We start from the raw sequence: 13,333 nt of genomic DNA on the forward strand, positions 1-13,333 counted from the left end.
CGGATACCCGGCCGCCGCCCGGTGAAACCAGACGCGTTGTTTAACGTCCCGCCGACCAGGTAATGCCTGCTGCATCCACTTTTCCCTGCAGAGATCGGACTTGTGATGACGAACGTCGACACCCCGCCGAGCCAACAGGCATCCGTTCCGGAATTGATCAACCAGTTGTCCGAGCAGCTGTCCCGTCTGGTGCGCGACGAGCTTCGATTGGCGCAATGGGAATTCCGCCGCGGTGCCACCAAGGCCGGTATCGGCGCTGGCCTGTTCAGTACGGCCGGCCTACTGGCCGTCAGCGGTTGGCTTGCCCTCATCGCCGGGGCTGTCGCGGCGTTGGCGCTGGTGCTACCGGTATGGGCGGCAGCCATGATCGTGGCCGCGGTGTTGTTCGTGGCTGCCGCGATCGCCGCGATGATCGGCAAGAAGCAACTGGCCCAGGCACCGGCGGCGGCTGACGAGGTGGTCAGCAGCGTCAGCGCTGACGTCGATGCGGTACGGGGGCGCTGACATGAGCCGACCCGACCACAGCCCGGAACCGCGTGTGGAGTCCGATATCGAGGCCATCGAACACGACATCGAGCGGACCAGAGAGCAGGTTGCGGACACCGTGGCGGCGCTGGGAGCGAAGCTCGATGTCAAGGAACGCGTCACCGATGCAGTCACCGAACCCGACGGCTCGGTCAAGACCGTCATCCCGATCGCCGCCACCATCTTCGCTACGACCATTGTGCTGTTGGGCGTCGTCATCTGGCGTCGCCGCCGCTGAGCAAAGGAGTTCCCATGCCGGACAACAAGCCGTCCGTGACCGCGCGCATGATGTACCGCCCGGTCGGAATGGCCAGTTCACTCCTCGGCGGCCTGGTCGCCGGCGCCATCTTCAAACAGGTCTGGAAGCACGCCTCGCCTGGCGCACATGACGACCCGCCGGCACCGCTGGAACGTAGTTACCCACTTCGCGAGATCATCGCGGCGGCGGCGCTGCAGGGCGCGATCTTCTCCGTGGTCAAGACGATCATCGATCGCCAAGGTGCCCGGGTGTTCGAGCGGTGGACCGGCGAGTGGCCGGGAGGCTGATGATGTCCCCGATGCGTCACCGATGTGTGGGCCATGACTGATCTGTTACAGGAACTCGTCGAAGCCTACGGTCCGGTGGGCCAGGAAGATGCTGTGCGCGAGATCTGCCGGCGTGAGGTGGCCCCTTTTGCCGATGATGTGTGGGTGGATGGCGCGGGAAATGTGATTGCCTTGCTCCGAAGTGGTGATCACGATGCTTCGGCGATCCGATTGATGGCGCACATGGACGAGTTGTCGATGATCGTCAAACGGGTGGAACCGGACGGAACACTACGGCTGTCTCCGCTGGGCACCATGTATCCCGGGAACTTCGGACTGGGGCCGGTCGCCGTGCTAGGCCGACACGAGACCCTGACAGCGGTATTGACGCTCGGTTCCGAGCACACCACCAAGGAAAGTCACCGTATCTGGGAGACCAAGCCCGATCAGGGTGACAAAGCGCTCGACTGGTTGCACGTGTATGCGTTCACGGGCCGCAGCACCGACGAACTCGCCAGCGCCGGAGTCACTGCCGGCACCCGTGTCTGCGTGCACCGCAGCAAGCGCGAACTCGTGCATTTCGGCGGATACGTCGGCAGCTACTTTTTGGATGATCGTGCTGCCATCGCGGTTCTGTTGGAGACGGCGCGGCGACTGCGCGCCCGCGATGCCGGCCTACCCGCCGATGTCTACCTGGTCTTCACCACCGGTGAAGAGGTGGGCGCGAACGGGGGGATGTACGCGGCTCGCATGCTGCCCGAAGGGGTGACGATCGCGGTCGAGGTGGGTCCCACCGAGCAGGAATATGGGACGTCGGTGCGCGGCGGACCCATCGTCGCCTACAGCGATGCCCTGACGGTGTACGACAAACCGACCGCGGATCGTTTGATGGATCCCGCTGCGCGATCGGGCCTTACACCGCAACCCGCCGCTCTCGGGGCGTTCGAGTCTGATGCGTCGCACAGCAAGGCCTCCGGGATGTGCCCGAGGGCGGCGCTGCTGTGTCTACCGACGCTCAGCACCCATGGTTATGAGGTGATGTGTAACGGTGCCATCGGCGACGCCGCCGGCGTGCTGGAGAGTTTCCTGGTCGACGGCGATATTCGCCAACTGGACGATTGAGTGCGACGTCGCAGGGGGTATTCACCTCGCGTGACCCTCGCAACTCCCCGCATCGAACCTCTCCTTCCTCTGCCTCGGGGGCCGCTGTCGCTGGCGGTCATCGAGCTGCTCAACGAGCGTGCGCCGGTCAACCACCTGTCACGAGTCGAAGCATCGCTGGGAGACGCCGACCCCTACGGTCTGGACCTGCACCTGGCACTGTACGTGTGCTACGAGTTGCACTACCGGGGATTCGACGGCGTCGATCCCGGCTGGGAGTGGGATGCCGGCCTGCTGCATTTGCGCGGTCGATTGGAGAGCTTGTTTCTGGCCGAGGTGCAGCGCGCGGTCGGCCCGATCGGGCCCGAGGAGTCGGCGCTGGCAGAAATGGATGCGCTCTCGGTCGAACCCGTTGATGGGGAGGGGCTTTCGTACTATCTGCGCGACAAGGGCACCTGGGATCAGATGCGCGAGTACTTCGTGCACCGCTCGCTCTACCACTTGAAGGAGGGTGACCCGCACGCCTGGGCGATCCCGCGGCTCATCGGGCAGGCCAAGGCAGCGTTTGTGGCCGTCGAGTTCGACGAGTTCGGAGCCGGCAACGGTACCCGCCTGCATCAGCGCCTGTTCGCCGACCTGATGGACGCCGCGAAGCTGGATTCCGACTATCTGGGCTATATCGACATCGTTCCGGCCGAGGCGCTCGCTGCCGTGAATCTCATGTCACTGTTCGGGTTGCACCGTCGCTATCGCGCAGCGGCGGTGGGGCACTTCGCCTCCACCGAGATCACCTCCCCTCCGGGTTCCCGCCGCCTGGTCGATGCACTTCAGAGGCTGGGCGCACCGCAGGAATGCGTGGCCTTCTACGCCGAGCATGTCGAGGCAGATGCCGTGCACGAGCAGGTGGTCCGCACCGATGTCGTGGGCGATCTGCTCTCCCGAGAACCGCATCTCGATCGCGATGTCGTGTTCGGAATCCGCGCTCATGCGTTCGTCGAGGACAAGCTGGCCGACCACATGATGCGGTCCTGGGAACAGAACCAGAGTTCGTTACGGCGTCCGCTCGACTGAGCAGGGACTCGATATGACGAAGCGGGCCGGATTGCCATCCGGCCCGCTTCGTCATGATGATCAGCCCGATTCAGTCATTAGCCCTATCGGCCGACGAGTCCGCTACCGCCGCCTTCTTCGCTCCCGATGTCCGGCAGCGCCGACGGTGGCTGGTATCACACAGCGGATAGTCCTTACTGCGCCCGCAGGCGCATATCGCGACCATGAACCGGTCGGACTCGATTGTCGAGCCGTCGGCGAGCTCAACCGACACCGGCCCCTGTACCAGAACCGGCCCACCACGCACCGCCCTCACGGTGCGAAAGTCCTGATCGCTCACGGCTTGTCAGCCCTGATCACCAGCAGCTCCTCTTCGCGCCGCCCCGGTTGAAGCCGGCCCGTATCTTCCAGCCACTGTGCCCGAGCAGTCAGGACCGGCCCGAACGGAATCCATTCCCATGCCACCACATCGGCGTCGAGGCCCGCGGCCGACAACGCCTCCAATGTCCTTCGCGGATCCGCGAACTCCGACTGCACGATCAGGACGCTGCCACCGTCAGCCAAGAGGTCAGGGACGGCAGCACACAGCGGATCCAGCACCATCCGACCATCACCACCGGCATCCCACGCGCGCGCCGGGCCGACCGATGCGGGTAGCGCGTCCAGCGACGGGTCGTGGGGGACATAGGGGGGATTGCAGACCACCAAGTCGTACGGGCCGAACTCTGTTGCGCGCGCCCAGGAGCCCAGATGCACGTCCACCGACGCACCGGCGATCTCGGCGTTGGCACGAGCGCAGCGCACCGCTCGTTGACAGATATCGAATGCCGAGACACTGGACGCGCCCTGCGCCGCGGCATTGATCGCCGCCACGCCACTGCCGGTACACAGGTCGGCCACCTTGCTTCCCAGGGCTAGTCCGCTCTTGTCCATGGTTTCCACCAGTAACCGTGAATCCTCCTGCGGCGCGTATACGCCGTCGGTCACCATGGTCACCAGTCGGGAGTCGCCGTCAAACGGGTAAGCGGTAGTCATCTTTGCCTCTCGCGGGTCAACGGGTCAGCACTGCCGGGCTGAGATGCCCGCTGCTGTCCCAGGTCAAACGCCGCTTTCTTCAGCGCCTCGCCCGGCGGATACCCATTTCGTCGCAAGGATCAACATCGACGCGTGGCAATCCGCTCGGATATGCGGTTGCGCCGCACCCCCACCACGAGATGACATGGACTCATGAGTGCGATCTGGCCGCTGTTCGACCTTCGCGTGCGCACACCGCGACTGACCCTGGCCTACGTCACCGACGATCTCGGATTTCGCCTTGCCGAGTTGACCGCTCGCGGCATTCACGATCCGACCACCATGCCGTTCTCCGAACCGTGGACAGATGCGCCGACGAATCTGTTGCAGCGCAACGCGATGCAGTACTACTGGCGCTGTCGTGCGAACACCTGTGCCGACAACTGGGATATGGTGCTGGCCGCATCGGATCGTGAGGGTCAGTTGGTGGGGATGTGCTCGTTGTCCGCCACCCGTTTCCCCACCCTGCGGACCGCCGCCACGGGGTCGTGGCTGGGTGCCGAATTCCAAGGTCGCGGACTCGGCCTGGAGATGCGACACGCTGCGCTGCACTTGCTGTTTGCCGGCCTCGGCGGCGAACGCGCCACGACCCGAGCGTGGCACGACAACCGTGCGTCACTCGGCGTGACCCGCTCGCTGCCCTACACCTATACCGGCTCAGAACTGGCGCTGCGCCGCGACAAACCCGACACCATGCTGTCTTTCTCCATGGACCGGGCGCAGTGGACTGCGCAACGGCGCGACGACATCGAACTCGTGGGCATCCCCGCGGTGCGCGCCCAACTGGGCCTGTAGCCAGTCCCGATACCCCTACTGTCCCAATCCGCCAGTTCGCGAAGAACCGGGGGCTGCCACGTGCCCACTCAGCTGGGCACTTCCGCCTAAGGCTGCGATCCTGGCAAATTGTCGGCTGCGCGTCCGGTGAAACGTAACAATTGTTCACCGAGCGCAATTTTCAATCTTGATAATTTCACTATAGGTACTTTATTGCGCAACTTGTCCCGGCGGGCTAACTGGACCGCACGCAAAACGCCATTCGCGAAAGTCAGCCCAATAGCAGATCTCAAACTCATATCTCTCCGTCTTGAACTGCTGTTTAGAGCCAACTTGCCTATCCGAACGCCCAATTGAAAAGTTTTCTGGCTTTCTTGGATTAGGAGAAAAATAGCGCGGGTACTTCTCGAGTGTCGTAGCGAAGTGATCCGCGTCACAACACAACAATCCGAAGAATCGGAAGTTGGGAGAAGGCATCATGTGGGGGCCCTGGCAGCGAGCAGCAAAGCCACTTTGCTCAGTAGCGGCGCCATTGTTTGCGGTAACGCTGGTGGGGGCGGCGGTCCACACCGGCACGCCGCCCCCACCGACAAAGGACGTGCGCCAGGTGTCAGCTCAGGTGGCGCTCACCGCTGCCATCGACACCTCGCCCAACGCCGTCGGCATCGCCGAATCCGAGCTGTACTTCATGACGCCGGCAGAGGTGGAGGTCGCACTGGACACCATGCAGTCCCTTGGCGTCACGCAGATTCGCATCTTCGTGCCGTGGCGAGCGGTGGAGCCCGCGCCCGGGGTCTACAACTGGAGCGAGGTGGACAAGGTTGTCGATGCCGCATACGAGCGCGGTATCGCCGTAATGGGCGCTGTCACGAGCACACCGACCTGGGCATCGGATGTCCAGGACTCGGCCTACGGCGCCCCGCGCGACCCGCAGGACTTCGGCAACTTCATGGGCGCGCTGGCCGAACGGTACGGCGCCGGTGCGGGTGACCCGGAGACCGCGCGCATCTCCGCGTACGAGATCTGGAACGAGCCACAGAGTTTCGTGTTCTGGAGTCCGCGGCCGGATCCGGCCGCCTACACCGAACTGTTGAAGGCCGGGTACACAGCGGTCAAGGAGGTCGACCCCAGTGGCACCGTCGTCGGTGGTGTGGTCACCGCCGGACTCAGCTGGGGCGGGGTGAACATCAATCCCGTCGACTTCGTCGAGACTATGTACGAATCCGGCGCAGCCGGATACTTCGACGCACTGTCCTATCATCCATACAACTACGACTGGAAGTTCGGCGACGGCTTCGGCAATGAGATCTCGGCGGTCGGACAGCTACAGGCCATGCAGGACCTCATGGCGCAATACGGTGACGGTGACAAGACCGTGTGGACAAGTGAGTACGGTCTGCCCACGTCCTATGTCTCCGAGGCCCAGCAGGCCGAATTCATCGATGACTTCATGACGACCTGGTCCAACCTCGACGGCGTAGGGCCGCAATTCATCTACTCCCTGGTCGACCGGGACTCAGGTTCGACCGAGGTCGAGGACACCTGGGGCCTGTTCCGCGACGACTACACCCCCAAACAGGCGGCCACTGTGGTCCAGGCCTGGATCGCCGAAAATGGCCCCGTACCGGAAGGTGGCATCCCGGTGGAGGAACTGCCGACGCTGGACGAGTTGCCGGACATCCCGACAGACCCGAACGTTCCGGTGGTCGAGGACCTTCCGGTGGTCGAGGACGTTCCGGTGGTCGAGGAGCCGACGCCGGCGGATCCGGTGGCCGAGGCGGTGGCGAATTGGCAGGCGGCGCTGGCCGAAGCGGCGGCCAACTGGGCGGCGGCGTGGGGCCAGCAACCGAACACCACAGCCACCACTACGCAACCCGTCGTAGAAACCACCGAACCCACCGCGACGTTGCGTACCGCGACCGCGCCGATCGATGACGAGGTCAATACGCCTACCAGCGCAACGGATCCCGCGCTGGAAAGCACCGATTCGTCACGGGCGGCGGTCATCGAGGCCACTCAGGCCGAGCCCGAGAGCACCATCTCTCGGACTGCCACCTCACGGACGACGACCGCTGAGCCGCAAACGGCCGACACTGCCGACACCGCCGACACGGCTGACACCGCCAGCGGGCAAGATGCAGTGACGAACGACTCGGCCAACCGTTCATCGAGTTCGGGAACAGATTCGACCGATACCGACTCAAGCTCGACAACAGAGGGTTCCACCGCGGATTCGTCCGGATCCAGCGGCAGCGGGTCCACAGGCTCGGACGCCGGTTCGACCGAGTGAGCACGGCGATGCCGGCCGGGGTGGCGCACTCGCCATCCCGGTCGGCTCACCGGCACCACCAAAATTCCTGCCCTTCCCGTGTCAAAGCCGATTTTCTCGCGCTCGTATGGGGTTAGTGTCGGACCTGGCTGAGCAACTGCCAACCAGATTTCGGCTTGCGGGGAGTCGTCATGAACAGGGCAGGTCTGCGGACCCTTCACCAGCGCGCCACGGTCACCATTGCCTCGGCTGCTGTACTGGCCACCATCTGCGCCGGCGCTGACCCCAGGGCCCCGGCGGCGCGTGTGGCGGGTGCGTCTGTCGATCTCGTTGCCGCCATCGACCAGTCGCCCACCACCATCGGCCTTGCCGACTCCAACCTTGTGCGGCTCGGCGACCACGCCCTCATCGACAAACAACTCGACATGATGCAGTCCCTCGGGGTTCAGAACGTCCGTATCGGGATCTCCTGGATCAGCACCCAACTGACCGAGCATGGCAACTTCTTCTGGGGCGATACCGACTACGTCGTCAACGAAGCTCACCGCCGCGGAATGGGGGTGCTCGGGGTTCTTCACGAAACCCCGAACTGGGCCAAGGCCGATCCCGACGCACTCCCCCTGTCAGGTATGCCGAGAGCCGGCGCCTTCGCCGCGTTCGCCGGGGCGGTCGCCGAGAGGTACGCCGGCAAGATCTCGGCGCTGGAGGTGTGGAACGAACCCAATGGCCGCTTCTTCCTGAATCCGGTCGACCCGGCGGGTTACACCGAACTGGTCAAGGCTGCCTACACCGCCATCAAGGCGCATGATGACCCGCTGGATCCCGATGACGACATCACCGTGGTTGCAGGGGTTTTGGGGTCCGGGCGCACGCTGGGCAACGACTTCACCATGAATCCCATCGACTTTCTCCAGGGAATGTACGACAACGGAGCGCACGGCTTCTTCGATGCGTTCTCATTCCACCCGTACCACTACGACATCCCCTTTTCCGAGGGTGCAACTCAATCGGATTCACCCATTCTGCAACTGCGTGATATCCGCGCGCTCATGGAGCAATACGGAGACGGCGCACTGAAGGTCTGGGCCAGTGAGTATGGCCTGCCGACGACCCCGCTCAATCCCTCCGCCCCCTGGCTGTACAACTCACCCGACAAGCAGGCGGAGTTCCTCGAAGACTTCCTCCGAAACTGGCAGCGCGAGAACGGTACCGGACCGATCTTCATCTACTCCACGCGTGACCTGAACAGCGGGAGTCCCAGCGATCAGGACAATTTCGGCATCTGGTACACCGACTGGAGCGAAAAGCCCGCTGTGCAGGTCATCCGTGACTTCCTGGACAGTCTGGACCCCGACTACCCGATCATCGAGGCCATCAGGAACGCGGTCAATTGGATCGTGGACACCACGGGGCGGGTGATCAGCGGCCTGGTCGATATCGGTCTGGCGGTGGCAGACGCCATCATCGACGCCACCGTCTGGGTGGTGAAAACCGTTGCCCGGGTGGCGGTCGACGTCATCGGCGGAGTGGTCGACCTGACCTCCAGGGTTGTGCGCGGTATTGCCGAGGCCATCGGCAACGCTGTCACCTGGGTCGTAGACCGGGTCGAGAGCTGTTTGGGTATCGAAGAATCGGCGCCGCCGGCACCCGAGGCTGGTTCCACCCCCGCAGCATCCCTGCGCAGCGAAGCCCGGATGGTGTCGGTCGACGCCATCGCCGAACAGGTCGAACCTGTCGCCGATCACAGCGATGCACCGAGGTCTGAACAGCTCGACATCGAGGAGCCGACCTCCGAATCCGAAAACGTCGTCCTCGGGACGGTCGAACCCGACGAACCCGATGTGGCGTCGCCTCAGACGTTCGAGCCCGAAACCGGTTCCGACAGCTCGTTCGGGATCGGCCCGGAGGCCGAGGAGGAAACACCCGAGGAGACGGTGAGTGATGTCGAGAGCAGCGAGCGCGCGGCAACTCCAGACGAGGCGTCGAATCCGACGGTGAACAACGAACGAAATGCGGAATCGGCAGACAACGCCGACCCGCGGACCGCCGCGCCCGCGTGACGCGGTTCTAGAACACCCGGATCCAATCGACCAGCATCTCGGCGGGATAGTTGCCGCCTGCGGGCTCGCGGCCACCTGAACCACCGATGGCGATGTTGAACACCGGCGCCATCGTGAAGCCAGGATCGTTGAACGGCCATTCACCCAACGAATCCGCACGAACCGTCCAGAACGGTTCCATGCCCGGTTCGTAGTCGCGCCAGAAGTACATCCCCTCGGGCTTCCAGGTCATCCGCCAGGTATGCCAGTTGCTGTCGATGGGGTGTTTGAACGTCTGGAACTGGGTGCCGTCCAGACGCGCGTGGACGGTGGTGCCCGACGGCCAATCCTGGTTGCCGTACCACTCGAACAGGTCGACCTCGCCGCCGCGCACCGGATTGTCGTTGATCAGCCAGAAGGCCGGCCACGCGCCGTTGGTCAGGCAGTTCAGTTTGACGCGCGCTTCCCAGGTCGTCCCCACTCCGCCGCGCCAGTTTCCGATGATCTTGGCGCTGGCGAACTTCTCCTGGATATTGGCACCCGGTCCCTCTGTGGCGCGGATGACCAGGTTGCCGTTGCCGTCCTGGAAAACGTGTTCCTGGTCGGTGACATAGCGGCCCATGTTGAACGGCTTGTCCCACTCGACCGGGTTACGGATGGTCTCACGCTGCGGCACGATGAACCACGACGCAGGGTCCGGCGGTGATCCGGCCGGACCGTTGAATTCGTCCTGCCACAGGATGGGCGGCGCCGCCGCTTCGGGCGTCGGAGCCCCTGGGCCGGGACCCAGATCACCGGGTAATGGCTCGCCGTGAGCGGTCGCGGCGGGGAGTGCGGCGGCCGCCGCACCGAGTCCGAGCATCAACATCGCACTGCGTCGATCGAATTCAGGCACAGCCGACCATAACCAGCCGTGGCGGATTTCGCGCAAAGCCGCGCCAACCCAGTCGCACGCTGAGTGCGCTCTCAGCGTCAAAAAGGACTTTGACGTGCGATGTTCTCACCGGCCACGGTTGCCGCGTCGAAACATCGACATGGGTGACCGGTCGGCGCATCGGGTTCGGGCGACTCGGAGCGGCCGTTAGCCGGACCTCGTGCCGGTACAGTGCCACCTGCAACTGGTCTGCTGACGGCGTGAGTTCTGAGCTGTCGGCATCGAGTCACGGGGTTGGTATCTACCCGTGGTGAGAGGGAACCCGGTGAGAATCCGGGACTGTCCCGCAGCGGTATGCAGGAACGACCGCCGTCAACGGCACTGGTGCGCAGCACCGGGAAGCGACGGCCAGTAGGAACACCTTTGGGGTGTGTGCCTGTGAGTCCGAAGACCTGCCAGCTGTGCCGGGCGCGCCGCGCCCGGCGGCGCATCGCCTCGTGGACTGGGCGTATGGCCGACAGCGGCCTCGGCATACCTGCGGCGGCCTCTTCGGTTGCACGTTCCTATGGGCGGTGGGCTCCCCATCGTTGCTGAAGGACTCTGCGTGACAACACAATCTGCCCCTTTGTTCACCGCCACCACCCTGGGGTCGCCGCGTGTCGGCCCGAACCGCGAGCTTAAGCGCGCGGTCGAGAAGTACTGGTCCAAGAAGATCGACCGCGCCGAACTCGAAGCTGTGGCAGCCACCCTGCGGGGTGATACCGTGCGACACCTCGCCGACGCCGGCGTGGACTCGATACCGGTCAATACGTTCTCGTACTACGACCACATGCTCGACCAGTCGGTCCTGTTGGGCACCCTGCCCCCGCGCGTCGCGCCGGTCACCGACATGCTGGACCGCTACTTCGCTGCAGCCCGCGGCGGAACGTACGACGGTATGGACATCGCGCCCTTGGAGATGACCAAGTGGTTCGACACCAACTATCACTACCTGGTCCCAGAGATCGCTCCGGATACCGCATTCTCGCTCGACCCCGCCAAGATCCTCGCCGAGCTGGATGAGGCGGCTTCGATCGATATCGCGGCGCGTCCGGTGATCGTAGGTCCCATCACCTATCTGGCGCTGAGCAAGGCCGTCGACGGCGCCGGTGCGCCCATCGAACGTCTCGACGAGCTGACCGCCGTCTATGCCGAACTTCTCCAGCTGCTCGCCGCGAAGGGTGTTGGCTGGGTCCAGATCGACGAGCCGATTCTGGCCACCGACAGCATCGACCATCTCGGCGCCCTCGCCGGGAACGTCTACTCCCGGCTCGGTGCGCTTCCCACACGACCGGCGATCTTCGTCGCCACCTACTTCGGGCCCCTGACCGATGCGCTCCCGGCGCTGGCCCACACACCGATCGAGGCCATAGGAGTCGACCTGGTCTACGGGTGTGTCGACGCACTGGCTGCGGTGCCCGCGCTCGCCGACAAGACCGTCGTCGCCGGAATTGTCGACGGACGCAACATCTGGCGCACGGATTTGGCTGCCGCACTCGACACGCTGGACACCGTGAGGCGGGCAGCCGGCAACGTGGTTGTCTCCACGTCGTGCTCGACTCTGCACGTCCCGTACTCGCTGGAACCCGAGACAGGAATCGACGACGCGCTGCGCAGCCGGCTGGCCTTCGGCGCCGAGAAAGTCGCCGAAGTGGTGACCTTGGCAAAGGGGCTCGCGCAGGGCCGGGAAGCCATCGCCTCGGAGATCGAAACCTCCAACGCCGCAGCGGCTCTTCGCAGCACCGACCCTCGACTGAACAACACCGATATCCGCTCCAGGCTCGACGCCATCCGGGCGGCGGGAGCGTCCGGACGGGGCATCGCCGCCGACCGGCGCACCGCGCAGCAGAAACGGCTGAACCTCCCCACGCTGCCGACCACGACCATCGGCTCATACCCGCAAACCACCGAGATCCGGGTGGCACGCGCCGATCTCCGTGCCGGCAGGATCGACGAAGCCGAGTATGTGCAGAAAATGAAAGACGAGGTAGCAGCCGTCATCGCGTTGCAGGAGGAACTCGGCATCGACGTGCTGGTGCACGGTGAGCCCGAGCGCAACGACATGGTGCAGTACTTCGCCGAGCAGTTGGACGGGTTCTTCGCCACCCAGAACGGTTGGGTGCAGTCCTACGGGTCCCGGTGTGTCCGTCCCCCGATTCTTTACGGTGACGTAGCGCGTCCGCGGCCGATGACCGTCGCGTGGGCGGCCTACGCACAGTCGCTCACCGCCAAACCGGTCAAGGGAATGCTGACCGGTCCGGTGACCATCCTGGCGTGGTCATTCGTCCGTGATGACCAACCGCTGGCCGACACGGCTGCACAGGTCGCACTCGCCATCCGGGACGAGACGGTGGACCTGGAGAAAGCCGGTATCGCCATCATCCAGGTCGACGAGCCGGCGCTGCGTGAACTGCTCCCATTGCGTTCCGAGGAGAAACAGGATTACCTGGCGTGGTCGGTGGAGGCTTTCAGGTTGGCTACTGCGGGTGTGCGCGACGACACCCAGATCCACACCCATCTGTGCTACTCGGAGTTCGGTGAAGTGATCGGCGCCATCGCCGACCTCGACGCCGACGTCACGTCCATCGAGGCCGCACGATCGCATATGGAGGTGCTTACCGATCTCAACGCGGTGGGCTTCAGCAATGGAGTGGGACCGGGTGTCTACGACATTCATTCCCCGCGGGTGCCAACCACCGATGAGATGATCGTGGCGCTACGTGAGGCGCTGGCAGCGGTTCCTGCGGAACGCCTTTGGGTAAACCCGGACTGCGGTCTGAAGACTCGTAAGACCGATGAGGTCATCGAGTCGCTTCGAAACATGGTCGCAGCCGCCAAGGTGGTGCGCGCAGAACGCTGACGACGGATGTGCCCCGGAGTCCTCGCGGGCTCCGGGGCATACCCATGTCATCGTCAATCGACAATGACGAGCAGATCGCCGCCTTCGACTTGGGCGGTGCCGGTGACGGCGATGCGGGCGACGGTGCCGGCTTTGGGGGCGGTGATGGAGGCTTCCATTTTCATGGCTTCGATGGTGGCGATGGTTTGTCCGGCCTGCACGGT

The 13,333-nt window shown here is 64.3% G+C and carries 13 protein-coding genes and 1 riboswitch; of the genes, 9 read left to right on the forward strand and 4 right to left on the reverse strand.

Annotated features, from left to right (window positions below; genetic code table 11):
- The first annotated feature begins 105 nt into the window (after positions 1 to 105).
- From IC40_RS0122980 to IC40_RS0123000, 5 genes are read left to right on the forward strand one after another with little or no spacing between them, the layout of a single operon-like run.
- The gene (locus IC40_RS0122980; protein WP_030137017.1) at positions 106 to 504 is read left to right on the forward strand and encodes a phage holin family protein; all 399 of its coding nucleotides are present in this window, start codon (positions 106 to 108) and stop codon (positions 502 to 504) included.
- A gap of 1 nt (position 505) precedes the next feature.
- Entirely contained in the window at positions 506 to 763 is a 258-nt protein-coding gene (locus tag IC40_RS0122985) for a DUF3618 domain-containing protein (RefSeq protein ID WP_030137018.1), read from the forward strand.
- A 14-nt stretch (positions 764 to 777) separates the two neighbouring features.
- Complete coding sequence (locus IC40_RS0122990; RefSeq protein ID WP_030137019.1) at positions 778 to 1,071, forward strand: DUF4235 domain-containing protein; 294 nt, start codon at positions 778 to 780, stop codon at positions 1,069 to 1,071.
- A gap of 33 nt (positions 1,072 to 1,104) precedes the next feature.
- On the forward strand, positions 1,105 to 2,172 hold the full coding sequence (locus tag IC40_RS0122995) for a M42 family metallopeptidase (protein WP_030137020.1): 1,068 nt from the start codon (positions 1,105 to 1,107) through the stop codon (positions 2,170 to 2,172).
- Positions 2,173 to 2,202: 30 nt separating this feature from the next.
- Positions 2,203 to 3,222 (forward strand): iron-containing redox enzyme family protein, encoded by a 1,020-nt coding sequence (locus IC40_RS0123000; protein ID WP_030137021.1) that lies wholly within the window; start codon positions 2,203 to 2,205, stop codon positions 3,220 to 3,222.
- Between the two features lie 70 nt (positions 3,223 to 3,292).
- Here the strand turns inward: IC40_RS0123000 and IC40_RS27405 are convergent, their stop codons facing one another.
- Positions 3,293 to 3,541, reverse strand: a complete 249-nt coding sequence (locus IC40_RS27405; RefSeq protein WP_081843527.1) for a CDGSH iron-sulfur domain-containing protein — start codon at positions 3,539 to 3,541, stop codon at positions 3,293 to 3,295.
- Entirely contained in the window at positions 3,538 to 4,236 is a 699-nt protein-coding gene (locus IC40_RS0123005) for a HemK2/MTQ2 family protein methyltransferase (RefSeq protein ID WP_030137022.1), read from the reverse strand. The genes IC40_RS27405 and IC40_RS0123005 overlap by 4 nt, the downstream gene beginning before the upstream one ends.
- Before the next feature lie 192 nt (positions 4,237 to 4,428).
- Between IC40_RS0123005 and IC40_RS0123010 the strand changes: the two genes are divergently transcribed.
- From IC40_RS0123010 to IC40_RS26980, 3 genes are all read left to right on the forward strand, one after another.
- Positions 4,429 to 5,070 carry a GNAT family N-acetyltransferase gene (locus IC40_RS0123010; RefSeq protein ID WP_030137023.1) on the forward strand — a complete coding sequence of 214 codons (642 nt, stop codon included), beginning with the start codon at positions 4,429 to 4,431 and terminating at the stop codon, positions 5,068 to 5,070.
- A gap of 586 nt (positions 5,071 to 5,656) precedes the next feature.
- Positions 5,657 to 7,339: a cellulase family glycosylhydrolase gene (locus IC40_RS28490; RefSeq protein WP_158631996.1), complete on the forward strand. Its 1,683-nt coding sequence runs from the start codon at positions 5,657 to 5,659 to the stop codon at positions 7,337 to 7,339.
- Between the two features lie 170 nt (positions 7,340 to 7,509).
- Positions 7,510 to 9,378, forward strand: a complete 1,869-nt coding sequence (locus IC40_RS26980; RefSeq protein ID WP_051644422.1) for a cellulase family glycosylhydrolase — start codon at positions 7,510 to 7,512, stop codon at positions 9,376 to 9,378.
- Positions 9,379 to 9,385: 7 nt separating this feature from the next.
- On the opposite strand, the gene IC40_RS0123035 is transcribed toward IC40_RS26980, so the two are convergent.
- Positions 9,386 to 10,225, reverse strand: a complete 840-nt coding sequence (locus IC40_RS0123035) for a glycoside hydrolase family 16 protein (RefSeq protein WP_030137025.1) — start codon at positions 10,223 to 10,225, stop codon at positions 9,386 to 9,388.
- 284 nt (positions 10,226 to 10,509) lie between these two features.
- A riboswitch (cobalamin riboswitch) is annotated at positions 10,510 to 10,705 on the forward strand.
- A gap of 130 nt (positions 10,706 to 10,835) precedes the next feature.
- On the opposite strand from IC40_RS0123035, the gene metE reads away from it, so the two are divergent.
- Entirely contained in the window at positions 10,836 to 13,130 is a 2,295-nt protein-coding gene (metE, locus tag IC40_RS0123040; RefSeq protein WP_030137026.1) for a 5-methyltetrahydropteroyltriglutamate--homocysteine S-methyltransferase, read from the forward strand.
- Positions 13,131 to 13,183: 53 nt separating this feature from the next.
- On the opposite strand, the gene IC40_RS28585 is transcribed toward metE, so the two are convergent.
- Positions 13,184 to 13,333, reverse strand: a 150-nt coding sequence (locus IC40_RS28585; RefSeq protein WP_157837335.1) for a biotin/lipoyl-containing protein, incomplete at its 5' end; no start/stop codon positions are given.

It is taken from the genome of Mycolicibacterium neoaurum ATCC 25795, assembly GCF_000691525.1.
Taxonomy (GTDB): domain Bacteria; phylum Actinomycetota; class Actinomycetes; order Mycobacteriales; family Mycobacteriaceae; genus Mycobacterium; species Mycobacterium neoaurum.